26 protein-coding genes and 2 pseudogenes are annotated in these 26,524 nt (G+C 72.5%); 22 read left to right on the top strand and 6 right to left on the bottom strand.

The annotated features are described in order from the left end of the window. The first annotated feature begins 24 nt into the window (after nt 1-24). The 3 genes from ABZ956_RS04495 (at nt 25) to ABZ956_RS04485 (ending at nt 1,978) form a co-directional block, all read left to right on the top strand. On the top strand, nt 25-180 hold the full coding sequence (locus ABZ956_RS04495; protein WP_361886831.1) for a hypothetical protein: 156 nt from the start codon (nt 25-27) through the stop codon (nt 178-180). Between the two features lie 101 nt (nt 181-281). Next, nucleotides 282-935 carry a response regulator transcription factor gene (locus tag ABZ956_RS04490; protein ID WP_361888002.1) on the top strand — a complete coding sequence of 218 codons (654 nt, stop codon included), beginning with the start codon at nt 282-284 and terminating at the stop codon, nt 933-935. Continuing rightward, nucleotides 932-1,978 (top strand): HAMP domain-containing sensor histidine kinase, encoded by a 1,047-nt coding sequence (locus ABZ956_RS04485; protein WP_361886829.1) that lies wholly within the window; start codon nt 932-934, stop codon nt 1,976-1,978. The genes ABZ956_RS04490 and ABZ956_RS04485 overlap by 4 nt, the downstream gene beginning before the upstream one ends. Here ABZ956_RS04485 and ABZ956_RS04480 read toward each other — a convergent pair. After that, nucleotides 1,920-3,506, bottom strand: a complete 1,587-nt coding sequence (locus tag ABZ956_RS04480) for a VWA domain-containing protein (RefSeq protein WP_361886826.1) — start codon at nt 3,504-3,506, stop codon at nt 1,920-1,922. The two genes, ABZ956_RS04485 and ABZ956_RS04480, sit on opposite strands and share 59 nt — an antisense overlap. A 152-nt stretch (nt 3,507-3,658) precedes the next feature. Next, nucleotides 3,659-5,041: a carotenoid oxygenase family protein gene (locus ABZ956_RS04475; protein WP_361886823.1), complete on the bottom strand. Its 1,383-nt coding sequence runs from the start codon at nt 5,039-5,041 to the stop codon at nt 3,659-3,661. A 332-nt stretch (nt 5,042-5,373) separates the two neighbouring features. On the opposite strand from ABZ956_RS04475, the gene ABZ956_RS04470 reads away from it, so the two are divergent. After that, on the top strand, nt 5,374-6,699 hold the full coding sequence (locus ABZ956_RS04470) for an alpha/beta hydrolase-fold protein (protein ID WP_361886820.1): 1,326 nt from the start codon (nt 5,374-5,376) through the stop codon (nt 6,697-6,699). Nucleotides 6,700-6,720: 21 nt separating this feature from the next. Here the strand turns inward: ABZ956_RS04470 and ABZ956_RS04465 are convergent, their stop codons facing one another. Beyond that, nucleotides 6,721-7,713 carry a ScbA/BarX family gamma-butyrolactone biosynthesis protein gene (locus tag ABZ956_RS04465; RefSeq protein ID WP_361886817.1) on the bottom strand — a complete coding sequence of 331 codons (993 nt, stop codon included), beginning with the start codon at nt 7,711-7,713 and terminating at the stop codon, nt 6,721-6,723. A 144-nt stretch (nt 7,714-7,857) separates the two neighbouring features. On the opposite strand from ABZ956_RS04465, the gene ABZ956_RS04460 reads away from it, so the two are divergent. The 4 genes from ABZ956_RS04460 to ABZ956_RS04445 all read left to right on the top strand — a co-directional run bounded on the left by ABZ956_RS04460 (nt 7,858) and on the right by ABZ956_RS04445 (nt 11,693). Further along, complete coding sequence (locus ABZ956_RS04460) at nt 7,858-9,099, top strand: cytochrome P450 (RefSeq protein WP_361886814.1); 1,242 nt, start codon at nt 7,858-7,860, stop codon at nt 9,097-9,099. Nucleotides 9,100-9,266: 167 nt separating this feature from the next. Beyond that, nucleotides 9,267-9,935, top strand: coding sequence for a ScbR family autoregulator-binding transcription factor (locus ABZ956_RS04455; protein WP_361886811.1), 669 nt, complete (start codon nt 9,267-9,269; stop codon nt 9,933-9,935). A 127-nt stretch (nt 9,936-10,062) separates the two neighbouring features. Further along, nucleotides 10,063-10,839, top strand: a complete 777-nt coding sequence (locus ABZ956_RS04450) for an SDR family oxidoreductase (protein ID WP_361886808.1) — start codon at nt 10,063-10,065, stop codon at nt 10,837-10,839. Beyond that, nucleotides 10,836-11,693 carry an NAD(P)H-binding protein gene (locus ABZ956_RS04445; protein WP_361886806.1) on the top strand — a complete coding sequence of 286 codons (858 nt, stop codon included), beginning with the start codon at nt 10,836-10,838 and terminating at the stop codon, nt 11,691-11,693. Before ABZ956_RS04450 ends, ABZ956_RS04445 begins: the two co-directional genes overlap by 4 nt. A 233-nt stretch (nt 11,694-11,926) precedes the next feature. On the opposite strand, the gene ABZ956_RS04440 is transcribed toward ABZ956_RS04445, so the two are convergent. After that, complete coding sequence (locus tag ABZ956_RS04440) at nt 11,927-12,502, bottom strand: TetR/AcrR family transcriptional regulator (protein WP_361886804.1); 576 nt, start codon at nt 12,500-12,502, stop codon at nt 11,927-11,929. Nucleotides 12,503-12,878: 376 nt separating this feature from the next. Here ABZ956_RS04440 and ABZ956_RS04435 point away from each other — a divergent pair, with 376 nt between their 5' ends. The 3 genes and pseudogenes from ABZ956_RS04435 to ABZ956_RS04425 all read left to right on the top strand — a co-directional run. Then, nucleotides 12,879-13,190 carry a hypothetical protein gene (locus tag ABZ956_RS04435; RefSeq protein WP_361886802.1) on the top strand — a complete coding sequence of 104 codons (312 nt, stop codon included), beginning with the start codon at nt 12,879-12,881 and terminating at the stop codon, nt 13,188-13,190. Nucleotides 13,191-13,324: 134 nt separating this feature from the next. Beyond that, nucleotides 13,325-13,711 (top strand): annotated as a pseudogene (locus tag ABZ956_RS04430) (rodlin); the annotation flags it as partial. Between the two features lie 304 nt (nt 13,712-14,015). Beyond that, nucleotides 14,016-14,417: pseudogene (locus tag ABZ956_RS04425) on the top strand (rodlin); the annotation flags it as partial. 132 nt (nt 14,418-14,549) lie between these two features. Here the strand turns inward: ABZ956_RS04425 and ABZ956_RS04420 are convergent. Beyond that, nucleotides 14,550-14,816 (bottom strand): hypothetical protein, encoded by a 267-nt coding sequence (locus ABZ956_RS04420; RefSeq protein ID WP_361886801.1) that lies wholly within the window; start codon nt 14,814-14,816, stop codon nt 14,550-14,552. A gap of 154 nt (nt 14,817-14,970) precedes the next feature. Then, on the bottom strand, nt 14,971-15,366 hold the full coding sequence (locus ABZ956_RS04415) for a helix-turn-helix transcriptional regulator (RefSeq protein ID WP_361886799.1): 396 nt from the start codon (nt 15,364-15,366) through the stop codon (nt 14,971-14,973). Between the two features lie 213 nt (nt 15,367-15,579). Between ABZ956_RS04415 and ABZ956_RS04410 the strand changes: the two genes are divergently transcribed. From ABZ956_RS04410 to ABZ956_RS04360, 11 genes are all read left to right on the top strand, one after another. Then, nucleotides 15,580-15,795, top strand: coding sequence for a hypothetical protein (locus tag ABZ956_RS04410; RefSeq protein WP_361886797.1), 216 nt, complete (start codon nt 15,580-15,582; stop codon nt 15,793-15,795). 43 nt (nt 15,796-15,838) lie between these two features. Continuing rightward, complete coding sequence (locus ABZ956_RS04405) at nt 15,839-16,057, top strand: hypothetical protein (RefSeq protein ID WP_361886796.1); 219 nt, start codon at nt 15,839-15,841, stop codon at nt 16,055-16,057. Between the two features lie 98 nt (nt 16,058-16,155). Next, nucleotides 16,156-18,267 (top strand): hypothetical protein, encoded by a 2,112-nt coding sequence (locus ABZ956_RS04400; protein WP_361886793.1) that lies wholly within the window; start codon nt 16,156-16,158, stop codon nt 18,265-18,267. Between the two features lie 20 nt (nt 18,268-18,287). After that, nucleotides 18,288-18,926 carry a hypothetical protein gene (locus ABZ956_RS04395; RefSeq protein ID WP_361886790.1) on the top strand — a complete coding sequence of 213 codons (639 nt, stop codon included), beginning with the start codon at nt 18,288-18,290 and terminating at the stop codon, nt 18,924-18,926. A gap of 49 nt (nt 18,927-18,975) precedes the next feature. Beyond that, nucleotides 18,976-19,731, top strand: a complete 756-nt coding sequence (locus ABZ956_RS04390) for a nucleotidyl transferase AbiEii/AbiGii toxin family protein (RefSeq protein WP_361886787.1) — start codon at nt 18,976-18,978, stop codon at nt 19,729-19,731. Between the two features lie 193 nt (nt 19,732-19,924). Continuing rightward, nucleotides 19,925-20,992 (top strand): glucose-1-phosphate thymidylyltransferase, encoded by a 1,068-nt coding sequence (locus ABZ956_RS04385; RefSeq protein WP_361886784.1) that lies wholly within the window; start codon nt 19,925-19,927, stop codon nt 20,990-20,992. After that, nucleotides 20,989-21,972: a dTDP-glucose 4,6-dehydratase gene (gene rfbB / locus ABZ956_RS04380; RefSeq protein WP_361886781.1), complete on the top strand. Its 984-nt coding sequence runs from the start codon at nt 20,989-20,991 to the stop codon at nt 21,970-21,972. The genes ABZ956_RS04385 and rfbB overlap by 4 nt, the downstream gene beginning before the upstream one ends. Beyond that, complete coding sequence (locus tag ABZ956_RS04375) at nt 21,969-23,255, top strand: nucleotide disphospho-sugar-binding domain-containing protein (protein ID WP_361886778.1); 1,287 nt, start codon at nt 21,969-21,971, stop codon at nt 23,253-23,255. Before rfbB ends, ABZ956_RS04375 begins: the two co-directional genes overlap by 4 nt. 32 nt (nt 23,256-23,287) lie before the next feature. Beyond that, the gene (locus ABZ956_RS04370; RefSeq protein ID WP_361886775.1) at nt 23,288-24,061 is read left to right on the top strand and encodes an NAD-dependent epimerase/dehydratase family protein; all 774 of its coding nucleotides are present in this window, start codon (nt 23,288-23,290) and stop codon (nt 24,059-24,061) included. Nucleotides 24,062-24,168: 107 nt separating this feature from the next. Then, on the top strand, nt 24,169-25,512 hold the full coding sequence (locus ABZ956_RS04365) for an NDP-hexose 2,3-dehydratase family protein (RefSeq protein ID WP_361888000.1): 1,344 nt from the start codon (nt 24,169-24,171) through the stop codon (nt 25,510-25,512). Nucleotides 25,513-25,520: 8 nt separating this feature from the next. Beyond that, a complete protein-coding gene (locus ABZ956_RS04360) occupies nt 25,521-26,519 on the top strand; it encodes a Gfo/Idh/MocA family oxidoreductase (RefSeq protein WP_361887998.1) in 999 nt (332 codons plus the stop codon). The last annotated feature ends 5 nt before the right edge of the window (nt 26,520-26,524 follow it).

Below are 26,524 nucleotides of genomic sequence, written 5' to 3'. Positions count from 1 at the left end.
CAGCCGGCTGGCTAGCATGGCGGGATGAGCGACGACTCGTCCGACGACTACAACGCTGGCCGATCACCGGGCTCCCGGTCCGGGAGACCCGGATCGCTGCGGACGCTCAGGCGTGCGACCCGGTGGGAGACATTCGCGATTCTCGTCGTGCTGCTCGTCCTCGTCTTCGCCTTCGCCTAGGACGTGCCCGCCCGCACCCGTGGAGACATTCGCGAAACATCTCCTCTGGTACACCCGCATTCTGGAAGGAAGGGGGCGTGCCGGACGAGAGGAACGACGTCATGCGGGTGCTGGTCGCCGAGGACGAGGAAGTGCTGGCCGAGCTCGTGGCCACCGGGCTGCGGCGGGCCGGGTTCGCCGTGGACACCGTCTACAGCGGGGACGCCGCGCTCGCCTACCTCGGGCTGCACGACTACGACGTGGTCGTCCTCGACCGTGATCTGCCCCGCGTGCACGGCGACGACGTCACCCGGCGCCTCGTCGCCGCCGGCTCCCGGACCCGCATCCTGATGCTCACCGCCGCCGGCTCCATGGAGGACCGCGTCGCCGGGCTCGACCTGGGCGCGGACGACTATCTCCCCAAGCCGTTCGAGTTCCCCGAGCTCGTCTCGCGGGTACGCGCGCTGCGCCGCCGCAGCGCACGGCCCGCGCCGCCGCTGCTCCAGAAGGCGGGGCTGCGGCTCGACACCGTGCGGCGCACGGCCGAGCGGGACGGGCAGGGGCTGGACCTCTCGCCCAAGGAGTTCGCCGTGCTGCAGATCCTTCTCGAGGCGGACGGCGCCGTCGTCAGCGCCGAGGAACTGCTGGAACGGGCCTGGGACGCGCACGCCGACCCCTTCACCGGCGCGGTGCGCGTGGCGATGAGCAAACTGCGCGGCAAACTCGGCGACCCACCCCTGATCCGTACCGTGCAGGGCGTCGGGTACGCCCTGTGAGACGGCCCGTACTGACCGCACGGGCCCGCATCGCCGTCGCGTTCGGCGCGGTCTTCGCCGTGCTCGGCACCGGGCTGCTCGTCACCGTCAACGTCCTCTCGCGCGTGGGCACGCAGGAGCGGGCCACGCGGATCGCGCGGACCGTCGTGCCGGCGGAGGCCCGGCCGCCGTACGAGACCGTGACCGTCACGACCCTCCACCGGCTCTCCGGCGACGTCAGCGCCGCCGCCTCCCACGAGCTGATCACCTGGTCGGCGGTGGCGCTGCTGGTGACCGCGCTGCTCGCGCTCGGCGTGGGCTGGTGGACGGCCGGCCTCTTCCTGCGGCCCGTGCAGGGCGCCTTCGACAGCCAGCGGCGGTTCATCGCCAACGCCTCGCACGAATTGCGCACGCCGCTGGCCACCCAGCGGGCCGCGATCCAGATCGGGCTGGAGGGCCACCCCTCGCCCGAGGACCTCGCCCGCACCAAGGCCACGCTGCTGCAGACGAACCGGCACTCCGAGCGGCTCATCGACGGCCTGCTCCTGCTCGCCCGCAGCGAGCGCGGCCTCGACAGCCGCGAACCGTTCGACCTCGCCGAGGTCGTGGACGCGGAGGTCCACTCCCTGGCCGCGAGCGCGCGGCGCGAGGGCGTACGGATCCGCCTGGACGCGGCGGCCTCCCCGCTCACCGGCAACCGGCTCCTGCTCGCCCAGCTCACCGGCAATCTGCTGCGCAACGCGGTCGGCTACAACCACCCGGGCGGGAGCGTCGACGTCCGTGTCCGCTCCGGCCGGCTGACCGTCGTCAACACCGGGCCGGTCGTGCCCGCCGCCGACGTCGGCACGCTCTTCGAACCCTTCCGCCGGGGCGCCGGCCGCGAACGGCTCGGCGGCGGGGCCGGGCTCGGGCTGTCCATCGTGCGGTCGATCGCCCGCGCCCACGGCGGTACGGCGAAGGCCGCCCCCCGTCCCGGGGGCGGCCTCCGCGTGGTCGTGGAACTGCCTACCGGACGATCCCGGCGGCCCTGGCCTCGGCCAGCCATTCGGGGAACTCGACCATGAGCTCCGCGTAGAGCGTGTCGTCCGACAGCGCCTTCGGCTCGCGGCCGGCGTGGAAGAACCCCGCGTTGTCGACGACGCGCCGCTCCGGCACCGGCAGGTCGTCGAGCTTGCGCAGGAAGTCGAAGCCCTTGCCCTCCGGGTCGCCGAAGCCCACGAACTGCCAGAAGATCGGCAGCTTCGCCGCCTCGCACAGCGCCTTCTCGGCGGCGGACTTGCTGTAGGGCGCGCCGTCGGTCTGGAAGATGACGAAGGCGGGGTCCGTGCTGCCGGACTTCGTGTAGTGGTCGATGACGGCCTCGATGGCCCAGTGGTAGTTCGTCCGGCCCATGTGGCCGTAGGACTCGTGCAGTTCCTGGATGCGGCCGCGGTGCCGGGCGAGGTCGATCTCGGCCGTGCCGTCGACGTCCGTGGAGAAGAAGACGACGGGCACGACGCCGTCGTCGTCGAGGTGGGCGGCCAGGCCGAGGGCCTGCTCGGCGAGGTGCTGGACCGTGCCGTCCTTGTAGTAGGGCCGCATGGAGCCCGACCGGTCGAGGACGAGGTAGACGGCCGCCCGCTGCCCGGCGAGCCCCTGCTTGCGCAGCGAGACACCGGCCGCCTTGTAGAGGCTGACGAGCGCGGGGGCGGTCGCCTGCACCTTTTCGAGACTGATGGCAGGGGCGTCGGCGTCAGCCGGTGCGGCCGACATCGCGGGCGAGGGCTCCGGGTCGGGGCCGGGCGCCGGCTCCGGCACCGGGTGCGGCTCGGGCTGCGGCACCGGCTCCGGCTCGGGGATGGGCTTCGGCGACGGCATCGGCGTCGGCTCGGGCTCGGGCTGCGGCACCGGCTCGGGCCGGTGCGGCCCAGGCGTGGGAATCGGCCCCAACGGCCCCGGATCGGGAACCCGCTCGCCGCCGGGCGCGGCGACGGGTGCGCCGACGGGTGCGGCCAGGGGCTCGGCGACGGTCTCGGCTGCCGGTTCGCTTACGAGGTCGGCCACGGGCGCGACGGCGGGCTCGACTACGGGCGCGGCCAGGGGCTCGGAGACCGGCTCGTTGACGGCCTCGGGCGCGCGCTCGACGGCCGGCTTGCTCACGGTCTCGCCGACCGGCTCGCTCACGAGGTCGGCCGCAGGCTCGGCGACGGGCGCGGCCACGGGCTCGACGACGGCCTCGGCTGCCGGTTCGCTCACGAGGTCGGCCACGGGCTCGGCGACGGGCGCGGCCATGGGCTCGGCGACCGGCTCGCTGGCGGCCTCGGGCGCGCGCTCGACGGACGGCTCGCTCACGGCCCCGCCGACCGGCTCGGCGCCCCGGTTGGCGACCGGCTCGGCCACGCGCTCGGCGGCCCGGTCGGCGACCGGCTCGCCCGCCCGGTCCGCCGTTTCCGCGGTCGGCTGGGCCGGCACGATCACGGTGTTGGGGGCCTCGGCAGAGGGGGTCGGTGCGGTGTTGTCGGGCCCCGCGTTCTGCTGGGGCAGGCTGGGTTCGTCACGTTCGGCCGTCCTGGTCCGGGCGAACGCGTTCCGCAGCAGACTCCGAATGCCCATGGGGAGATGTCCTTCATGTGTCTCGGGTGCAGATGAAATGTCCGTACTGCGGGGAAAAGTCCCCAGTCTTGACGACTACGTAAGGCTAGCCGTCAAGCCCGCTCCAGTACGTTCACACCCGACACGCCGGGTGCGCGTGTCCCCGTCGTACATCAGTGGTGGTCGGGAATCCAGTTCCCATGGAAACCCAGCGGCACCCGTACCGGCAGATGGACGCGGGCCACGGGCCCGGCCGCGAAGTCCTGTGCCGCCAGCACCACCAGGTCCGTGGCCTCGCGCGCGGGGTCGTAGGCGAAGGCCAGGACCCAGCCGTCGTCCTCCGCCGCGTCCGGGGCGGCCGGTACGAACACCCCCTCGCCCACGTCGCCGCCCGCCGGCACCCGGAACTCCGCGACCGTGCCGCGCTCCAGGTCGTACTTCAGCAGCCCGGTGTCCCGCCCCGGTTCCCGCTCGCGCATCGCGTAGCCGAAGCGGTGCGGGCCGGTCAGCCGGCGCGGGTCGACGCGGGGGTACTCCACCGGGCGGTCGTCCAGCCGCTCCCGCCGCACGGTCCCGGCGGCCAGGTCGACCGTCCAGCGTTCGAGGCAGGCGAGGTGTTCGCCGGGGGCCGGGTGTCCGGCGGCGGCCGGGTCGAAGAAGCGGTCGTAGCGGACGAGATGGACGGTGATGAAGCGGCCGCCGTGCTCGTAGGCGTTCATGGGGTGGAAGACGAAGCACGGCTCGATCTCCAGCCAGCGCACCTCGTCCGCCCCGCCCTCCCTCGGCAGTACCCCGAGCCGGGCCGGCCGGGCCGGGTCCCAGGCCGGGTGCGGGGTGCCGCCGGGCCGGCTCCTGGTGAAGACGACCGGCAGGTCGTACAGCAGCACGTACCGCTCGGTGAGGGAGAAGTCGTGCATCATCGGCCGGCCCACGACCGGGATGTCGACATGGCGGCGCACCCGCCCGTCCGTACCGGCGACGACGTACTGCACGTACGGCCAGGCCGGGCAGTACGCCACCGCGTGCAGCTCACCGCTGCGCGGATCGACGACCGGATGCGCGGACAGCCCGCCGGGCAGCGTGCCGTGGAAGTCGAACGGGCCGATCGTGTACAGCTCGGGATCGAGCTCGTACGGCAGCGTCCCGCCCTCGACGAGCGCGAGGCAGTGCCCGGCGAAGAGCTGGACGTGGGTGTTGGGCGCGAAGTCCATGTCCAGGTGGCGCGGCCCGTGCAGCAGCTTCTCGCCGAGCCGCCCGGCCACCGCGTCGGAGCGCACCCAGCGGTTGCGGTACCACTCGGCGCGTCCGTCGCGCAGGCGCACGCCGTGGACCATGCCCTCGCCGCTGAACCAGTGGTAGGCGGCCGGGTCCTCGACGTGCAGGGGATTGGGGCCGTTGCGCAGGTAGCGGCCCCGCAGGGATTCGGGGATCCGGCCGGTCACGGGCAGGTCGACGGCGATGATCTCGTCGTGGACGGGTGCGAAGAGGCCCCGCAGGTAAGGGTTCGGTTCCGGGTGCGTCCGGTTCCGCGCACGGCCTGTGCTCGCGTCGGTCATGTCGCCCACCTCCCCACCGGCCCTGCCCCGGCTTCCGCCGGGCGGTGTTCCCCCACCGCGAGGCCGCCTTTCCACCATCCAGCGGAAGGCAGGGTTCGGCCAGCCTCCACCTGGGCGTCGGCGAGGTGTCATCCGGTGCGGGTATCTCATGGAGCTTCGGCGTCCGTTTCGGCGCCGGGAACTTCCGGAGAAGCGCGGAACACGCACAGGACAAGAGCAGGGCAATAAATGGATGCAGGGCAACCCTGTACACCCGTTCCCGCCTCTTTATCGGTGACTATTGCCGGACCGAACATGAGTACCCACCACGGGGGCAGGGAGTTGAGAGGCGCATGGGCCTGACCAGCCGGTCACTCTTGTACACGGTGGTGTTCGTCGCCGTTGTGTGCGTGGGCCTCACGATATGGCTCTGGCCACGGCTCTCCGGACGCGGTCCGCTGCCCGTACTGGGGCGGCTCGGATCGATCCTGGTGACCCAGTTGACCATCATGTCCGCGGTGCTGCTGGCGGTGAATTCCGCCAATAGCTTCTACGGCACCTGGGGCGAGCTGATCGGTAAGTACGACCGCTCGCCCGGCCAGGTCACGCAGGTGACCGAACCCGGCCCGCACGCCAAGGTCGAGGCCGGCAAGGGCGGTCTGGTGCGGTCCGCCGGCTCCGAGGGCCTGGACAAGGCGGGGCTGCCGAAGGGGCCGAAGGACAAGGTCGGCGCGGTGGAGTCCGTACGCCTGGTCGCGCGCCGCGCGAATGTCGTCGAGCCGGCGATCGTCTATCTCCCGCCGCAGTATTTCCAGAAGCAGTACGAGCGTCAGCGCTTCCCCGTGATCGTGGCCATCAGCGGTTATCCCGGCGGAATCACCAACCTCACGCAGTATCTCCAGGTGCCGCGGACGGCGAGCACGCTGATCTCCGAGAACCGGATGCAGCCCACGGTGATCGTGATGGTCCGGCCGACCATCGCCCCGCCGCGCGACACCGAGTGCGTCGACGTGCCCGACGGCCCCCAGGCGGAGACCTATTTCTCCAAGGACCTGCCCGACGCCGTCAAGAGCGCCTACCGGGTCGGTCACGCCGCCAGCGCCTGGGGCGTCATGGGCTACTCCTCGGGCGGCACGTGCGCCCTCGAACTGGCGATGCGCCAGCCCGGTACGTACCCGGTGGCCGGCGCCCTGTCCGCCGACTACAGGATCAAGAACGACCTCACCACCGGCAACCTCTTCGGCAGCGGCCCGGACGCCGCCCGGCGGCAGCGCGAGCACGACCTGATCTGGCGCCTGCGCAACCTGCCCGCTCCCCATGTCTCGGTGCTCGTCACCAGCAGCGAGAAGGGCGAGAAGAACTACGCGGAGACGCAGAAGTTCCTCAAGGCCGTCAAGGAGCCCATGACCGCGGCGAAGATCATCCTTCCGGCGGGCAGCCACAACTTCACCACCTGGCGGCGGGAGATCGGCCCGACGCTGGAGTGGATGAGCAAGCAGCTGACCTTCCCCCAGGACACGGCCGACAAGCCCAAGCCGCCCGCGTCGTCCGACTGGAAGGCGGAGGAGGAACGTAGGCGGCGCGCCGAGGAGGAGAAGCGCGCCGAGGAGGAGAAGCGCGAGGACGAGGACCGGGCCCCCGACGAGGCCGGGGTCTCCGAGGGCGCGGACGAGGAGTGAGCGAAGCGAGCGGTGCGGCCCTCAGGCCGCGACCGTGGGGCGCAGGCGGACGGCCGCGTCGGCGAGGGTGCAGGTGAAGACCGGCTCGCCGTCCTGGGTGCCGGTCACCTCCGTGGTGAGCCCGTCGGCGGGCCGGCCCGGCTCCGCCCGGGCCGCCGTCACGTCGATGGTGCAGGGGCTGTCCAGCTCCGCGTACCGGTGGAAGGTGACGGCCACCCGGGACGGCCGCGCCCGGCGCGGCCGCAGCGTGCCGTAGGCGGCCTGGCGGGCCGCCTCCACCAGGACCATGCCGGGGATGTGGTCGCAGGGGTGGTCGAAGAGGGTCGCGTGACGCAGGTCCGGGTTGAGCACCCAGCGGTCGCGGCGGGCGGTGGGGGAGAGGACGACGTCCCGGGGGGTCTCCCTGCCGACGTCGTACGGTTCGGCCCGCGTCGGGAGCACCACCGGCAGCGGGTCGGCGGTGCTGCCGCGCCGGCCGCGCATGCGGCGGTAGAGCCCGGGCGGTATGCAGGTGAAGCGGCCGCCGCCGCTGGCCACGGTCTCGTCCCCGCGCCGGATGGTGATGTCCATCCGGAAGGCGAAGCGGCGTTCCCTGTGGTCGAGGATCACGCAGGCCGCGGCGATGGTCAGATCCGTGGGGGCGTTCCCGATCTCGAGCCGGTCCTCATGGGTCGTGAATTCCATTTCCTGAAGCAGAAAATGATGACCCATCGGAACATTCAATTCCGTGTGGGCGAGGAACAGTCCGGTCTGTCGAATCGTTTCCGCCGCCAGTAACGGATCATGTCGGGTGCCCCCGTCGGCCGTGAAGAACGCATGGGCCCGGGGCCATTGGGCGGTGAGCGAGAAATGCGTCTCGTCCACCCCCGCACACCCCGTCAGGAACACCTCGGCGATGGCCGCGCGATGGACGAACTCCCGGGGAACCGTGCTGGTCAGCGTGGGTGCGACGGCGGGCGGGCGCGGCGCGTTGCTCCCGTTCGCAGTGGTTGGCTGATGCACGGAACTCTCCATGGAACCCGATGTGAGCACGAGTCAAGAAACCTGGAATTCTTGTCCTGTTCTAAGATAACGGTTGGCCGGTTTTCTTCAAGGCCCGAGGCCCCACGAGGACGGCCCCGCGCGGTCGTTGCGCGCTGAACCACCAATGGAGAGCTGATGCGGCACCAGTCCTGCCCCGTAGTCCTCGACCCGTCCGGACGGGACGTCCGCGGCGAGGCGGCCAGATTGAGCGAACGGGGCCCGGCCGTCCGGGTGGAGCTCCCCGGCGGGGTCGCGGCATGGGCGATCACCAGCCATGAGCTCGCCACCCGGCTCATGCTGGACCCCCGCGTCTCCAAGGACGCCTACCGGCACTGGCCCGCCTGGCGCGACGGCGAGCTCGACGACAGCTGGCCCATGGCGATGTGGGTCTCGGTCCGCAACATGCTGACGGCGTACGGCGAGGAGCACCGGCGCCTGCGCAAGCTGGTGGCCAAGGCCTTCACCGCCCGCCGCACCGCCGCCCTGCGCCCACGCGTCGAGCGCCACGTCGCCACCCTCGTCGACGCCCTGACCGCCCTCCCGGCCGGGCAGGTCGTCGACCTGCGCGAGCACTTCGCCCTGCCGCTGCCGATCCAGGTGATCTGCGAGATGCTCGGCATACCCGAGGAGGTGCGGGAGGACCTGAACCGGGTCGTCGACACCACCTTCCGCACCTCCACCACCCCCGAGGAGGCGCAGGCCAACCAGTACGAGCTCTACACCCTGCTGTCCTCGCTCATCGCGGCGAAGCGGGCCGCCCCGGCCGCGGACATGACGAGCGATCTGATCGCCGCCCGCGACGACATCGAGGGGCAGCTGTCGGAGAAGGAGCTCCTGGACTCCCTGCTGCTCATCATCGGCGCGGGGCACGAGACCACCGTCAACCTCCTCGAACAAGCCGTTTTCGCCCTGCTCACGCACCCGGACCAGCTGGAGCTGGTGCGCCGCGGCGCGGCCTCCTGGGACGACGTGATCGAGGAGACGCTGCGGGCGCGCGGTCCGGTGGCCACCATCCCGATGCGCTTCGCGATCGAGGACATCGAGGCCGGCGGACAGCTCATCGCCGCCGGCGACGCCATCGTGATCTCCGTGAGCGCCACGGGGATCGACCCCGAGCGGCACGGGCCGGACGCGGACCGCTTCGACATCACCCGGCCCACCCGGCGCGATCACCTCGCCTTCGGGCACGGCGTCCACCACTGCATCGGCGCCCCGCTCGCCCGGCTCGAGGCGTCCCTCGCCCTGCCCGCGCTCTTCGACCGCTTTCCGGAACTCGCGCTCGCCGTACCGGCGGAGGACCTTCAGCCGCTGGAGTCCTTCATTTCCCATGGTCACCGAAGCCTGCCCGTGACACTGGGACCGGCCCGGATTAAATGACCGAATAACGCCTCTCGCCTTTGCCGCGTGGCGAGTTCGGGAATGCGCCGGCGGGTAAAATGCGTCGCGTTCGGTTTGGTTTCCCCCAAGGGGTCTCGTCTCCTGACCCGGCGTGGCGTCACCGCTGCCGGAAGGCTGAGCGGGATGACACGGCTGGAGGTCGCGGAGTGGCGCAGCAGGAGCGTGGGATCAGAACTCGCCGGGCAGCGCTGGAGGCGGCTGCCGCGCTCTTCGCCGAGCGCGGCTACGAGGCCTGCACGATCTCGGAGGTCCTGGCCCGGGCCGGGGTGACCAAGGGCGCGCTGTACTTCCACTTCGACTCCAAGGAGTCGCTGGCGCGCGGGGTGCTGGAGGAACAGGTCTCCCTGGAGGGCGTGGCGCCGCAGGCGTCGAAGCTCCAGGAGTGGGTGGATGTGGGCATGGCGCTGGCCCACCGGCTGCCGGACGAGCCCCTGCTGCGCGCCGGCGCCCGGCTGGCCACGGACCCGCACATGCAGAAGCTGGTGAGCACGGGGCCCTGGGCCACCTGGAGCGATGTGTCGGCCCAGCTGCTGGCCGAGGCCAAGGCGCTGGGCGAGGTGCTGCCCCACGTCGAGCCGGAGGCGACCGCACGGTTCGTGATCAGCGCGTGGACGGGCGTCCTGCTGGTCTCGCAGGTCACCACGGGGCTGACGGACCTGGAGGAGCAGATCTCCGTGCTCTTCCGGCACATCCTGCCGGCCCTGGCGACCCCCGCGATCCTGGTGCAGCTGGACACCTCCCCCGACCGCGGGGCCCGGGTCGTCGCCGAGGGGCGCCGGCTGAAGGAGGAGGCGGCCGCCGTCGCGGCGGGGTGAAGCCGATACCCTGACCGGAACCGGGGATTCAGCTTTTTCCGGCGCCACGTGGCGGTCCGCTTTCACCTTGCTTCCGCTTTGCGCGCCGGGTGATGATCACGCCATGAATGACGCCAGAAATCACGCCATGAATGGTCGGCAGGGAATGCTCGCGGGCAAGACGGTAATGATTACGGGGGCCTCCAGCGGTATCGGTGCGGCCGCGGCGCGGCTGTTCACCGCCGAAGGGGCCGCGGTGATTCTGCTGGCCCGCCGCACGAAGCTGCTGGAGCAGCTGGCCGGTGAGCTGAACGCGGCCGGCGGCGCGGCGACCGCGGTGACCGGTGACGTGACCGTGGCGGCGGACGTCGCCCGGGCGGTGGCGGTGGCCGTCGAGACCCACGGCCGGCTCGACGCCGCCTTCAACAACGCCGGCTGGGGCACCGCCCGCGAGCCGATGCACCTGATGGACGACGCCGATTACGACCGCATCATGGACGTCAACGTCCGTGGTGTGTGGAACTGCATGCGGCAGCAGATACCCGTGATGCTCGAGAACCCCGGCGGCGGCGCGATCGTCAACACCTCCAGCACCGCGGGCCTGGTGGCCCCGGGCGTGCCCTCCGCCCCGTACATCGCGGCCAAGCACGCGGTGATCGGCCTGACCAAGGCCGCGGCCGACGAGTACGGCACCCAGGGCATCCGTGTGAACACCCTCGCCGTCGGCGTGACCCGGACCGAGCTGATGCAGCAGGGCTTCGACGAGAACCCGGGCGTCGAGGCCCTCCTGACCGGAGCCTCCATGCTGCCCCGCGTCGCCGACCCGGTGGAGATCGCCCACGCCGCGGCCTGGCTCTGCGCCGACCACTCCTCCTTCGTCACCGGCGCCACCGTTCCGGTGGACGGCGGATTCACCGCCCGGTGAGCGCCCGCATCCTGGTCACCGGCGCGAGCGGCACGGTGGGCGGGGCCACGGCCCGGCTGCTGACCGCGAGCGGCCACGCGGTGCGGCTGCTGGGCCGCGACGCCGCGCGCCTGCCGGACCTGGGGCCGCGGGCCGAGGCCGTGACGGGCGACTTCGCGGACGTCGCGGCGCTGCGGTCGGCGATGACCGGGATCCACGCGGTCCTGGTCGTCACCGGTGACCCGCGCCTGCCGGGCCACGACGCCAACGTGGTGCGCGCCGCCCAGGACGCGGGCGTGCGCCACCTGGTCAAGCTCTCCGCCCTGGCCGTCACCGACCCCGGCGCCCAGGACCTCATCACGTGCTGGCAGCGCGCGGCCGAGGAGCGCGTACGCGCCTCGGGGCTGGGCTGGACGCTGCTGCGGCCCCGGGCGTTCATGACCAACACGCTGGCGTGGGCCGACGGCATCCGTGGGTCCGGCACGGTACGCGCCTGGCCGGCGGACGCCTCGAACGCCTGCGTGGACCCCCGCGACGTCGCCCACGTCGCGGCCCGGGCCCTGACCGAGGACGGCCACGCCGGGCAGGCGTACGCGCTGACCGGGCCCGCGGCGGTGACGGCACGTCAGCAGGCGGAGCTGCTGGGCCGGGCGCTCGGCAGGCCGCTGGCCTTCGAGGAGCTCGCCCCGGAGCAGGTGCGCCGGGCGGCCGAGGCCCGCTACGGCGCCGAGGTCGCCCAGGCGCTGCTGGAGAGCGCCGAGCGCCAGGTCCAGGGGGCGAAGAGCCGGGTGGACCCGGCACTGGAGCACCTGCTGGGGCGCCCGGGGCGGACCTTTGAGGAGTGGGCCCGCGAGCACGCGTCGCTCTTCGGCTGAGCCGAGCGGACGGGTGCCGGCGAGGGCGCCGGGCGCGTGCGTTAAAAACCGCACATACGGTTCGGCCGGGGTCCTCGCCCGCCGTGCCGGGCGCGGGGCCGGGACCGGCAGCGGAGTCCCGGCTTCCCCTCGCGCCTCAGCAGAAAACGGACCGCGTCCGGGAAGAGGGGCGGGATCCGGCCAGGGAGCAACCCTTCCGGGTGACGTCCGCGTCAGCCACAGGCTGACGGCGGTCAGCCGGCCGGTGCGGTGGAGTCGATGATCTCCAGGGCGACGTCGAGGAGCGCGGTGCGCTTCTCCTCGGGGTCGCCCTGCAGCGTCTCCAGGGCCAGGGCCCCGAAGTGGACGGTCAGCATGGCGCTGGAGTAGCGGACCTGGGTGGCGACCGGGGTCTCCCCCGCCTGGATCAGCCGCGAGAAGGCGACCACACGGTCCTTGAGCCGCTCGCCCACGGCCAGCTCGCGCAGGGTCGCCTGGTTCTCCTGCAGGATGCGGTAGAGCGGGGCCGCCTCCTTGAGCACCGCGCTGTAGCGGCGCAGCAGTTCACGCTTGGTCTCCAGTGTCGGTGGCTGACTCCTGCCCCAGGCGATGAGCTCGTCGACGGGCTCTCCCAGCTGGTCGGAGAGCGCGGTGAGGATGTCCTCCTTCGTCTTGAAGTGGTAGTACAGCGCGGCCTTGGTGACGCCGAGCTCCTCGGCGATCTCCCGCAGCGAGGTCTTCTCGTAGCCGCGCGAGACGAAGAGGTCCAGGGCCGTCTTCTGAATGCGCTCGCGGGTGTTGCTCCTGCGGGCCTTGGGGGTGCTGGCCATGGTGTGTCTCCCGCTCTCCGTCTTTCCGTCGTGAACCGGCCGCCCCGGCCGGTGCCTCGTGGCTCCGGCCGGGGCGGCCTCCCTGCTCCGTGCTCTGTCGGACTTTAACTAGCTAGTCGGCAAGTCAGTTTCCCGGCGGCGTCCCGATATCGCCCGTCGGCAGCCGGCACGGGCCCGTCGGCGGTGCCGCCGGATTTCCCCGCACACGGTAGGGGGCGTGGCGGATCCGTGTCGGCGGCCACCGGGGCGGGCGGCCGGGCGCGCGCAATACCGTACTTGACGCCCGGCAAGGGAGTGCATACTCTTCCCGCTGAAGTAACTAGCCTGGCGGCAAGTACGTAAATGCGACTGGACCGAGGGGATGGTGCGCGTCGACATGGCACGACACGCTGGTGCCGCGATCGACTACTACGCCGCACACGACTACGGCGCGGTGGGCGGTCACGCGGTGGACGACCGCTCGGTGGACGACCCCTCCATGAGCGGCTGGGCGGTGGCCGAGGAGCCGCTGCCCGAGGTCTTCGAAGGGCTGAGCGTCCCCGTGCGGACGGCGGCCTCCCTGCTGGGGCTCTCCCCATGGACCGTCGCCCATCTGATCGAGCGCGGTGAATTGCGCAGCGAACGTGGCGGGCAATATCGCTATGTCACGCTGACCAGCATTTTTTCTTATCGGCGACTGACCCGTTGATGCCGATTTCGCGGTAGCGCTCCCACTGGCTCGAATGAGTGAAAGCCCGATGAATGCCCGGAACTTCCCGAATGGGCCGGAGTTATTCAGAACGCTTTCTCAGTGGGGGCGCTACTCGATCGAAAGGCATAGACGTGCTCAAGAAGGTTCTCGCCACGGCCGCCCTGTCGGCTTCCGCGGTCGGCGCCATCGCCTCGCCCGCGATGGCCATCGAAAACGACCAGGATGTCTTCAACGCCAATGGTGCGAAGACCGGTTACGGCAACACCAAGACCGGTGGCAAGCAAAGCCCCCAGATGAGCCTCATCCAGGGCACGCTGAACAAGCCTTGCATCGGCATCGGGAAGCTCGGCGTCCAGTCCATCCTCGCGCTGATCAACATCGGCATCCAGGACATTCCGATCCTCACGTCGCAGCAGCAGCAGCAGTGCACGGACAACTCCACGATCAACGACGGCGACGACCCGCTGTCGCACATCCTCGACGAGATCCCGATCCTGTCGGGCAACGGCTCGGGCAACGAGGGCGGCCTCTTCCCGAACCAGGGCCAGGGCTTCCGTGGTCACGAGCACCACGAGCACCACGAGCACGGCCACGAGAACGGCCACGGCCACTGATCCCACGCGTCGAGCGTGCGAGGAAATCCCCCTGCGGCGGGTGTGCGGGACCCGCTGCCGGGGGATTTCCCCTGTCCGGACCGCATGCCGGTCTTCTTCTGATCATTTCGCGGTCCTGGGCCGAAAGAATGAAGGCCGATAACCTTCGCGCACGCTCCGAGTTATGCAGGTAGTTCTTGTGAATTCGTCGACCGGAGCTGAGGAAAACGTGATCAAGAAGGTTGTGGCCACGGCCGTGCTGGCGGTTTCCGCGGTCGGCGGCACCGCGGTTCCCGCGCTGGCGTACAGCAGCCCCCGAGGGGGCGAGAGCCAGGACGTCGGCAATGCGAACGGCGCCATGCAGATGTATGGCAACACCTACACCAGCGGCTATATGAGCCCGCAAATGGGCCTGATCAACGGCTCGTTCAACAAGCCGTGCATCGCCATCGGCAAGCTCGGCGCCCAGTCGCTCCTCGCGCTGATCAACGTCGGGATCCAGGACGTGCCGATCCTGTCCTCGCAGCAACAGCAGCAGTGCACCGAGAACTCCACGATCAACGACGGCGACGACCCGCTGTCGCACATCCTGGACGACATTCCGATCCTGTCGGGCAACGGCTCGGGCAACGAGGGCGGCCTCTTCGGCGGCCGCCACGGCGGCGACAAGCACGGCGGCGGCAAGCACGGCGGCCACGGCCACCACTGACCGGGGCGCGCCCCGCATTGAGAGAGCCGCCCCCGGCGATCCCGGGGGCGGCTCTCAGGTCTCGTAGTAGACGGTGAGCACGGCGCCGCCGACCTCGACCCGCCGCCGGCCCAGCCGCTCGCCGCGGCGCAGCGCCCGCAGGCAGTCGCGGAACATGCCCATTTCGTCGTCGGTCAGCACGGCGGCCGCCAGATCGAGGAGTTCGGCGACGCTCCGGTCGGTGAGCACGTCGGGCAGGTCTCCGGAGAGCAGGACCACCGATTCCCCGGTGCGTCCCCTGACGACGGCGTTGGACGTCGAGCCACCACTGACAACGAGCACTCATTCCCCCTGGCTTCGGGCAGATCGAGACGATAGCCGGGAAGGGGCTCGTTACTCGGCCGGACGGGAATATTCGCCGGATTCAACTGTTCCGTGGAACCGGCCGGGCCCGGCCGTGCGTCCGGTACCCAACAGCCCTGTTCACGGGGCCCGTTCAGCCCTCTTCCGGGTCTTCCTTCGGGGCCCGTTCGAGCAGCGATTCGACGAGCGCCGCCACGTGTCTGCGGTCGTCGGAGGAGAGCCGCTGGACGCTCGCGATCAGCAGGTCCACCTCCGGGTCCGGCGGGGTGCCCGGGGCGTCCTCCGCCGTCGGGTAGAGGTGGATGCCGCAGGCCTCGGCGGCGGCCCGGCGCACGGTGTCCAGGGGCAGTTCGAGCCCGCGGGAGAGTCCTTCGAGCGTGGCGGGCTGGGGCATGCGCACCAGGCGGTCGGTGGTGGCCAGGTGATGCACGGTCGAGCGGGGGATGCCGCCCCTGCGAGCGACGTCACCGTAGGACCAGCCCTGGCGGTCCAGGCGCTGTCTCATGATCTGCTGCAGTGCGTTGGCCACTGACGGTCGCTTCCTGCTCTCGGCTGGCTCGGTTCCGCTCGGGTGAACCGATTCTACGGGGGGTGTCCACCGGAACCGCTTGCGCGGTGCCGACGGACGCCACTACTGTCCAATCTCGTTGGACAGCTCGTCCGACAGCGTCGGACGCGGGCTGGGGGGTCCTGCCCGTGCCCGGACGTTTTCATTCGCACCACCATTCCCGGAGGGGGAACCATGCTCGACGCGCATGAGCTCGAGGCCGAGTCCGCCGAACTGCTGCCCGGCCGTGAGGCGCTGGGCAAGCTGAAGTTCAGCTTCAGCCGGACGACCAACGTCACCAAGCACGTCGCCGACGTCTCGGCGCACAACACCTCGTCGGCGCTCAACATCTGCTCGCCGGACGCCGTCGCGCAGTCCGCGGCCGGCCAGTCCATCGCCATCCAGCAGTAGCCGACCCGTCGACCAGCGCAGTCCTGACCCGAAAGGCCCAGCCATGAGCATGAACCCGCATGAGCTCGACGCCGAGTCCGCCGAACTGCTGCCCGGCCGTGAGGCGCTCGGGAAGCTGAAGTTCAGCTTCTCCCGCACCACGAACGTCACCAAGCACGTGGCCACCGTCCACGCGCACAACGAGTCCCTGGCCGTCAACCAGAGCTCGCCGTTCGCGGTCGCGCAGTCCGAGGCGACCCAGGTCATCTCCATCAAGCAGTAGGCGCCCGGCCCACGCACTCGGCGGACCGCGTCCAGGGGAAGGCGCGGTCCGCCGGAACAAGGGGGGGAACAGCGGTCTCGTCGAGGGGGAGGAACCAGATGACGGTGGTCGGAGACCACGAGGCCGGCCGCAGCCGCCATCGCAGCATCGACGAGACCGCGACCATCCGGATGGACACCGTGGCACCCGGCGCCGGGCAAGGGGACGCCGGCGCCCCGGTGCCCGGACCCGGCGGCTTCCCGTACACCGTCGCGGAGGAGTACGGGCCTGGGGAGGAATCCGCCGGAACCCTGCGGCTGCCGGTGGCACGGCAGCCCGAACCGCAGCCGCGCAGCGAAGCGGAAGCTCTCGTTCCGAGGCTTGCCGCCGGACTGCGCCTGCACGGCGAGTACCAGGGCTCGGGGTTCAACGAGCCCAAGTACATCGCCCGCCGTGGCGACGGCCAGGTGGTCCAGCTCTCCCGGCTGCTCCACCTGGTCGCCTCCGCCATCGACGGCGTCCGCGACCTGCGGGCCGTCGCCCGCGAGGTCAGCGCCGGATTCGGCCGGGAGGTCAGCGCCGACAACGTCGCCTACCTCGTGGAGAACAAGCTCGAACCCCTCGGCATCACCGTGCCGCCGGGCCAGGAGAGCGACGAGGTCCACGGCCCCCGCTCCGACCTGCTGCTCGCCCTCAAGGGACACAAGGTCATCTTCGACGAGCGCCGGGTGGCCGTCATCGCCCGCGCGCTGGCCTGGCTGCACCGCCCGCCCGTCGTGGCCCTCGTCCTGCTGCTGGCCGTGGCCATGGACGTCTGGCTGTTCGCCGTCCACGGCGCGATGACGCCCGTACTGAGCGTCCTCGACCAGCCCCTGCTGCTGCTCGCCGTCTTCGGGCTGACCGTCGCCTCCCTCGTCTTCCACGAGTTCGGGCACGCCTCGGCCTGCAGATACGACGGCGCCCGGCCCGGCAGCATCGGCTGCGGGATCTTCCTGATCTGGCCGTCCATGTACACCGACGTCACCGACGTCTACCGGCTCGGGCGCGCCGGACGGATCCGCACCGACCTCGGCGGGGTCTACTTCAACGTCGTCTTCATGCTGCTGCTGACCGGCGCCTACTTCGTCACCGGGCAGCCGTTCCTGCTCTGCGCCGTCTACCTGGGCCACTTCGAGGTGCTGGAACAGCTGATGCCGGCCGTCCGCCTCGACGGCTACTTCATCCTCGGCGACCTCGCCGGAGTGCCGGACCTCTACGGCAAGATCAAGCCGATCCTGCTCAGCATGGTCCCGCGCCGCAAGCCCGACCCGGCCGTCGCCGACCTCAAGCGCAAGACCCGCGTCATCGTCACCACCTGGGTGCTGACCATGGTCCCGCTGCTGGTCGGCGAGCTCTGCTACGCGCTGTGGAACCTGCCCCGCCTCGTCGCCACCGGCGTGCGCTCGCTCACCGGGCAACTGACCGGCACCTACGAGGCGTTCGCCGCCGGCGAGATCCCGGCCGGGCTGGCCGGCGTGCTCGGCAGCCTCATGCTGATCGTCCCGCTGGGCGGCATGACGTACCTGTCCATCCGGCTGACCGGGCGGCTGGGCCGCAACGCCCTGCGCGCCACCGCCGACCGGCCCCGCCTGCGGGTCGGGCTCGTCCTGGGGGTCGCGGCCGTCGCCACCACCCTGGCCTACGCCTGGACCAGCGGGGTCACGCCCAAGCCGCTGCCGCCCGAGCCCCCGATCGCCCCGATCCTGCAGCCCCATGTGCCGACCGTGCCGCCGGCCCCCAGCCACCCGCCGCTGACCGGCCGTGACCCGGCCGAGGCCCGGACGCCGGGGACCTGGAGCCCCGACGCCGCCGCGCCGGACCTCGCGCCGCTGCCCTGGCGCACCCCGCCGGCCGCGCCGGGCCTGCCGACGCCCGCGGCCGTGCCCCCGCTCGTCCCCGTGGCCGCACCGCCCGGCGACCGCGCACCGCAGGCCACGCCCTCCGCCGCGCCGGTGCCCGTCGTCCTGCCGCCCACGCTGCCGCCCGCCCTGCCGCCGGCGCTGCCGCCCGCCGCCCCGCCCAAGCCGGCACCGGCGCCGGCCCCCGCACCCGCCACCACGACGGCACCCCCGACCGCGGCGCCCGCGACGACCGCCCCGGCCCCGGCCCCCGCCCCCGCGACCACGCCGCCCCCGGAGCCCACCGCCCCCGCTCCGACGGCCCCGGCCGCGTCCCCGACACCGTCACCGTGAGAACACCCAAGGAGCAGACCGTGAAAAGCCCTTACTCCCGGCACTTCCTGCGGCTGGGCCTGCTGGCCGCAGGCGTGGCCACGGCCGTCACCGGCGGCCCCGCCCAGGCCGCGGGAGGCGTGGCCGTCACCATGGACAGCGTCCGCACCACCGCCAACCAGCGCCACCACACGCAGTACCGCGACAGCTTCACCGTCCACCAGCTCGGCACGGTCACCGCCGCCCGCGTCAGCAACCGGGCGAACGCCACCTCCTCCGGCTGCACCGCCGACGACGCGTGCCGCTCGGTGGCGCTGTCCTTCCAGATCGTCACCCTCTCGGGTCAGAACGTGCGCCTGAGCGCCATCAACAAGGGCCGCGCCGTCAACGACCACTGCACCGGCTGCCAGACCCTCGCCGGCGCCTACCAGTTCGTCGTCTCCACGCCCAAGGCCACCCGCCTCACCCCCGCCGCACAGCGCGAACTGGCCGACATCCACCGCCGGCTCGACGCCCTCGGCGGCTCCCGCCTGCCCGCCACCGAGCTCAAGCACAAGGCCGACTCCCTCGCCGCGGAGGTCAGCGCCCTCCTCGCCCGGCCCACCTCCACCACCGCGGCCACCACCACCCGGCCGGCGGTCAAGGTGCACCGCCATCTGGACGGCTGGCCGGGCCGCTGAACGCCCGTGGCGCGGCGGGCCCGGTAGCCCCCGCGCCATAATCACGACCATGGAAGCGGACGCCGGCACGCGGCTCACCGGGCTCCAGCGGCGGCTGCTCGCCGACCTGGTGGACCTCGGCGCGCCCTATCCGCTCGTGGTCACCGGCGGGGTCGCCGTACGGGCGCACGGGCTGGTGGACCGGCCCGTACGGGACCTCGCCCTCGCCACCGACAGCCCGGTGCCCATGGCGGACATCGCGTCCGCCCTGCGCACCGGGCTCGAGGCACGGGGCCTGCGGGTGCGCCACGCGCACACCGACCCGCTGTCCGCCCGTTTCCTGGTCACCGACCCGGAGACGGACGACGCGTGCGAGGTCCACCTCCTCAAGGAGACGATGTGGGGCCCGCCCGTCCCCTCCGCGTACGGGCCCGTCCTGGCCGCCGAGGACGTGGCCGGCACCAAGATGCGGGCCCTCGCCGACCGGGGACTTGCCCGCGACCTCGTCGACGCGTACGCCGCCGCCGGCCGCTGGTCACACGCCGAGCTGGAGGAGTTCGGCCGCCGGCACGCCCGGGACGCCTTCGACCTCGCCGACCTGCGGGCACGGCTCGAAGGGACCGACTGGATCGACGACCGCGAGTTCGCCGCGCACGGGCTGGACGCCGGCCGCACCGCCGAACTGCGGCGCTGGGCGCAGGCGTGGGCGGACGACATCGGCGAGCGGCTGCTCGAAGAAGCCCCCTATGAAGAAGAGGGCGCAGAGGGCGCAGAGGGCGCAGAGGGCGCAGAGGGCGTGGACGGCGCGGACCGCGAGGACCGGTAGCAGGGCGCGACACGCTCGCTGTCTCGTGTGATTTTCCGCAACTCGTACGACCCTTTGTGCTAGGGGAATCCCTCGTGGAGCTCGTCGAGACTAAGCGTGTGGCGCGTGCACTCATCTCCCGGTGGCCCGGGGGCCTCCGGACCCGCCCGCAAGCACGACCCGCGTCAGCGTCCGAGCTCCGTAAGGAATTGCCATGAAGGCTCTCGTGCTCTCCGGTGGGAACGGCACCCGCCTGCGACCATTCAGCCACTCGATGCCCAAACAGCTCATCCCGATCGCCAACAAGCCCGTGCTCGAGCACGTGCTGGCCAACATCCGGGACCTGGGCATCACCGACGTCGGCGTGGTCGTCGGGACCCGGCTGCACGACATCTCCGCGGCGCTGGGCGACGGTTCGGCCCTCGGGCTGCGCCTGACGTACCTGCCGCAGGACGAGCCGCTGGGCCTGGCCCACTGCGTACGGCTGGCCCGCGACTTCCTCGGCGACGACGACTTCGTGATGTACCTCGGCGACAACATGCTCCCCGGCGGCGTGCGGGACCTCGCCGAGCGTTTCCGCGCCACCCGCCCCGCCGCCCAGGTGGTCGTCCACAAGGTGCCCGACCCGTCCGCCTGCGGAGTCGCCGAGGTCGCCGCGGACGGCACGGTGCTGCGGCTGGAGGAGAAGCCCGAGCGCCCCGGCAGCGACCTGGCCATGGTCGGCGTCTACTTCTTCACGCCCGCCGTCCACGAGGCCGTCGCCGCCATCGGGCCCAGCCCCCGCGGCGAGCTGGAGATCACCGACGCCGTCCAGTGGATGGTCGAGCGCGGCGACGACGTCAGGGCCGTCGAGTACACCGGCTACTGGATGGACACCGGCCGCATCGAGGACGTCCTTGCGTGCAACCGTGAGCTGCTGCGCGCCCTGCGGCCCTCGGTGGCCGGACAGGTCGACGCGCACAGCGAGATCACCGGAGCCGTCGTCATCGAGGCCGGCGCGCGCGTGGTGCGCTCGCACATCGAGGGGCCCGCCGTCATCGGCGCCGGCACCCTCGTCGAGGACAGCCACGTCGGACCGCACGCCTCGATCGGCGCCGACTGCGTGCTGCGCGCCACGGACATGGCCGACTCCATCGTCCTGGACGGCGCGTCCGTGTGCCGCGTCCGCGGCGTGCGCGGCTCGGTCATCGGCCGCTCCGCCGACGTCGGCGGAGCGGCCCGCGGCACCACCCACCACCGGCTGGTCGTGGGCGACCACACCCGGATAGAGGTGGCGGCATGAGGCTGCTGGTCACCGGAGGCGCCGGCTTCATCGGCTCCCGGTACGTCCGCGGCCTCCTGGACGGCAGCCTGGCCGTGTCCGGCGGGGTACGGGTCACCGTCCTCGACAAGCTCACCTACGCCGGGCACCGCGCCAGCCTCCCGGACCGCGACCCGCGCCTGGACTTCGTCCGCGGCGACATCTGCGACCTGCCGCTGCTGCTCGACCTGCTGCCCGGCCACGACGCCGTCGTGCACTTCGCCGCCGAGTCGCACGTCGACCGCGCCCTGGACGCGGCCCCCGACTTCGTCCGCACCAACGCCTACGGCACCCAGGTCCTCCTCGACGCCTGCCGGCGCAGCGGCGTCGGACGCGTCGTGCACATCTCCACCGACGAGGTCTACGGCTCCATCGACGAAGGCGCCTGGACCGAGGAGTGGCCGCTGCGGCCCAACTCCCCGTACGCCGCGTCCAAGGCCGCCTCCGACCTGATCGCGCTGGCTGCCCACCGCACCCACGGACTGGACGTCAGCGTCACTCGGTGCTCCAACAACTACGGCCCGTACCAGCACCCCGAGAAGCTGATACCGCTGTTCGTCACCAACCTCCTCGAGGGAATACCGGTACCGCTGTACGGCGACGGCTCCAACCGGCGCGAATGGACGCACGTCGACGACCACTGCGAGGCCGTCCACCTGGTGCTCGCCCGCGGCCGGGCCGGGGAGATCTACAACGTCGGCGGCGGCACGGAGCACACCAACGCCGCCGTCACCGAGCGACTGCTCCGGCTGTGCGGCGCCGACGCCCGCATGGTGCGCAAGGTCGCCGACCGCAAGGGCCACGACCTGCGCTACGCCCTCGACGGCCGCAAGCTCCGCGACGAGCTCGGCTACGCGCCGCGGATCCCCTTCGAGGAGGGCCTGGCCGCCACGGTCGCCTGGTACCGCGACAACCCCGACTGGTGGAAGACCGCCAAATACCCGAAGGAGGGCCGGCCATGAGCCCGGCAGTCCCCGCAGGCGCGATGCGCGTGCTGTTCGTCGTCTCCCACTCGCCCGGCAACTGGTCGTCGATGGTCCCGCTCGGCTGGGCCCTGCGCGCCTTCGGCCACGAGGTCCGGGTCGTCTGCGCCCCGGCCCAGTCGGAGCCGGTCTCCCGCACGGGCCTGACGCCCGTGCCCGTCCTGGAGGCGGAGCGCGAGGACGTCATGCTGCGCGCCGTGAACTGCGTGCAGGCCCAGCGCGGCCAGTGGCGCTTCGCCGAGCCGCCCCCGCACCCGGAGACGGGCGTCCCGCTCGCGTCGGCCGACGCCTTCGACGCGATGGGCTGGTACCAGCAGAACTGGCCGCGCCTGGCGGAGCTCTCCCGGCGCGGATCGGACGCGGCGGTGGAGTTCGCCCGCTGGTGGCGGCCGCAGCTGGTGGTGCACGACCTGATGAGCGTGGAAGGCCCGCTGATCGGGAAGGTGCTGGACGTCCCCGCCCTGCTGCACCTGTGGGGACCGGTCGCCCCGCACGACGGGGCCGGCCAGGGAGGGCCGAATCCCTTCCTGCCCATCGACTTCAGCCAGGCATTCGCCCGCCACGGCCTGGCCGACCTGTCGGCCGACACGTACGAGCACATGATCAACCCCTGCCCGCCCGCGGTGTCGGCGCCGGTGCCCGTCCACCACCACCCGGTGCGGCATGTGCCCTACAACGGCTCCGGCGCCATGCCGCCCTGGCGGCCGGAGGCCCGGGACGGCGCGGCGCGGCCCCGGGTCGGGGTGGTGTGGAGCACCTCGGCGACCGAGACGTTCGGGCCGGTGTCCTTCGCCGTGCCCAAGGTCGTCGAGGCGCTGGCCGGGCTCGACGTCGACGTCGTCCTCACCCTCACCCCCGGCGACCGGCAGCGCGTGGACGAACTGCCCCCGCACATGCTGGCGTTGGAGAACGTGCCGCTGCACCTGCTGCTGCCCGAGTGCGACGTCATCGTCCACCACGGCGGCGCCGGCTGCACCATGACCGCCCTCGCCGCCGGCACCCCGCAGCTGATCCTGCCCAACGGCTGGGATCAGGAGCTCATGTCCGAGCGCGTCGCCGGGGCCGGTGCCGCACTGGCCGTGCACAACGCGACCGCGGACGCGGCGGACGTGCGCTCGGCCGTGACCCGGCTGCTGGGCGACGACGGACACCGCGCGGCCGCCGCGCGCCTGCGCCGCGAGATGGAGGACCTGCCCGACCCCGTCGCGCTGGTCGCCGCTCTCGAGGAGCTCGCCGCGGGCGCCCCGCTCGTGGCCAACTGACGGCCATACGCCCTTTCGACGGGAACCCCGGCATGGACATTGTGGGAAACGGATTCCTCGCCCGGAACCTGCGGCCGCTGGCCGCCCGGCACCCGGACACGGTGGTCCTGGCCGCCGGGGTCTCCTCGGCCGGCGGCACCTCCTGGGAGGCGTTCGCGCGCGAGACGGCACTGCTCACCGAGGTGGCCGCCCGGTGCCGGGCCACCGGGCGGCGGCTGCTGTTCTTCTCGACCGCCTCCACCGGCATGTACGGCGCCGGGCCGGGGCCGGGCACCGAGGACCGGCCCGTCACCCCCTGCACCCCGTACGGCGTGCACAAGCTCTCCCTGGAGGAGCGGCTGCGCGACAGCGGGGCCGAGCACCTGGTGCTGCGGCTGAGCCATGTCGTGGGCCCGGGCCAGCCGCCGCACCAGCTGCTGCCGGGCCTGGTGCGGCAGCTGCGGGAGGGCATGGTCCGCGTCCACCGGGGGGCCGCGCGCGACCTGATCGCCGTCGCCGACGTCGTCACGATCGTCGACCGGCTGCTCACGCTGGGCCTGCGCGGCCAGACCGTCAACGTGGCGTCCGGCGAGGCCGTCCCGGTGGACCTGATCGTCGACCACCTTCAGCGGCGCCTGGGCCTGGCGGCCCGCAGGGAGCACCAGGACCCGGGCGGCCCGCCGGTCTCCACCGGCATCTGCACCCGGAAGCTGCGCCGCCTGGTGCCGGAGACCGCCGGCATGAGCTTCGGGCCCGCCTACTACCGCCGGGTGCTGGACGGCTTCCTCGACCACCCCGACGAGCGCCCCGCCCCGGCGCGGGCCTGAGCCGTCGTACCCGTCCCCAACCGAGGAGGCAGCCCGCCTTGCCGAACGTCCCCCCACCCACCGTCCCCGTCGCGCCGCCCGCCCTGCGCGAGCGCGAGGACACCGCCCTGCCCGGCAGGCTCGCCCTCTCGGCCGCCGCCACCGACGGCGTCCACCTGCGGACGGAGGAGGTCGGCGACTGGCTCGCCGAGCGCGCCCGCGCGCACCGCTTCCGCGTCGAGCGCGTTCCCTTCGCCGCGCTGGACGGCTGGTCCTTCGAGGACGGCACCGGCAACCTCGTCCACCGCAGCGGCCGCTTCTTCAGCGTCGAAGGGCTGCGCGTCAGCACCGGCAGCGAGCCGCACCGCCTCTGGCACCAGCCCATCATCAAACAGCCGGAAGTCGGCATCCTCGGCATCCTGGCCAAGGAGTTCGACGGCGTCCTGCACTTTCTGATGCAGGCCAAGATGGAGCCGGGCAACCCCAACCTGCTGCAACTGTCCCCCACGGTGCAGGCCACCCGCAGCAACTACACCAAGGTCCACCGGGGCGCCGACGTGAAGTACCTGGAGTACTTCACCCGGCCCGGGCGGGGCCGCGTCCTCGCCGACGTCCTGCAGTCGGAGCACGGCTCCTGGTTCTACCGGAAGGCCAACCGCAATGTCGTCGTCGAGGCGCTCGACGACGTACCGCCGGCGGACGACTTCCGCTGGCTCACCCTGGGCCAGCTCGGCGAGCTGCTGCACCGGGACCTGACCGTCAACATGGACGCCCGCACGGTGCTGTCCTGCCTGCCGGACCACGGCCGCCCCACCGGCGCCCTGCACTCCGACACGGAGGTGCTGTCGTGGTTCACGGGCGAACGCTCCCGGCACGACGTGCACGCCGAGCGCGTCCCGCTCGCCACCCTGCCCGGCTGGGTGCGCGGGCCCGAGTCCATCGCCCGCGAGGACGGCCGTTACTTCCGCGTCGTGGCCGTGTCGGTGGAGGCCGACAGCCGCGAGGTCCCGCACTGGACCCAGCCGCTCATCGAACCGGTGGCGCCCGGCGTCACGGCCTTCGTGGCCCGCCGCATCCACGGCGTGCTGCACGTCCTCGCGCACGCGCGCGTGGAGGGCGGTTTCCTCGACACCGTCGAGCTGGGCCCCACCGTCCAGTACACGCCCGCCAACTACGCGCACCTCGCCCCCGCCGACCGGCCTCCCTTCCTCGACCTGGTCCTGAACGCCACCCCGGGGCAGGTGCGGTACGAGGCCACGCACTCGGAGGAAGGCGGACGGTTCCTGAACGCCGTCGGCCGCACCCTGGTCGTCGAGGCCGACGCCGCCGACGCCCCCCTCGACCCGCCCCCCGGCTACCGCTGGGTCACCCCGGGCCAGCTGCGCTCCCTCGTCCGCCACGGCCACTACCTCAACGTCCAGGCCCGCACCCTGCTCGCCTGCCTCGGCGCGATGGGGGAGGAGGGCCGGTGACCCTGCGCATGGGCGTCCTGGGCTGCGCCGACATCGCCCGCCGCCGCCTGCTGCCCGCCCTGGCGGCCGCACCGGACGTCGACCTCGTCGCCGTCGCGAGCCGCGACGCCGCCACGGCCGGGGCGACGGCACGGCCGTACGGCTGCCGGGCGGTGACCGGCTACGCCGAACTGCTCGCCATGGACGACATCGACGCGGTGTACGTGCCGCTGCCGAACGCCCTGCACGCCCCCTGGGTGGAGGCCGCGCTGCGGACGGGCCGGCACGTCCTGGCCGAGAAGCCGCTGACGTGCGCGTACGCCGACACTGTCCACCTGCTGGAGCTCGCCCGTGAGCGTCGCCTGGTGCTGATGGAGAACATGATGTTCGTCCACCACCGCCAGCACGAGGCCGTCCGCGCCGCCGTCGCCGACGGCGCCATCGGCGAACTGCGCGCCGTGCACGCCGCCTTCACCATCCCCGAGCGCCCCGACGGCGACGTCCGCCACCGCCCCGACCTGGGCGGCGGCGCCCTCCTCGACGTGGGCGTCTACCCCCTGCGCGCGGCCCTGCACTTCCTCGGCACGGATCTACGCGTCGCCGGCGCCCACCTCGGCAGTGGCCCCGGCCGCACGGTCGACACCGCGGGCGCCGCCCTGCTGACCACCCCCGGCGGGGTCACCGCCCAGCTGACCTTCGGCATGGCGCACGCCTACCGCTCCGCGTACGAACTGTGGGGCAGCCACGGCCGCATCACCGTGGAACGCGCCTTCACCCCGCCCGCCGACGCGCCGCCGGCCGTGCGCCTGGAGACCGCCGACGGCGTCGGCGAGCTGCCCGCGGGCGGCGCGCAGGACCAAGTGGCGGCGACGGTGGCGGCTTTCGCCCGCGCCGTGCGCGAGGGCGCGGTACCGGACGGGCAGACGGCCGCGGTGCTGCGACAGGCGGCGCTGCTGGAGGAGATCCGAGCCGCCGCCGGCGCGGAGCCGGGCGGTCCGGAGGCCGTGGTCAGCCCGGAAAGCGGCTGACATGA

The sequence above is a fragment of the Streptomyces sp. NPDC046261 genome (genome assembly GCF_040646235.1).
Taxonomy (GTDB): Bacteria; Actinomycetota; Actinomycetes; order Streptomycetales; family Streptomycetaceae; genus Streptomyces.
The sequence above is the reverse complement of the archived record's forward strand: the minus strand, read 5'-3'. Positions and strand labels throughout refer to the sequence as shown.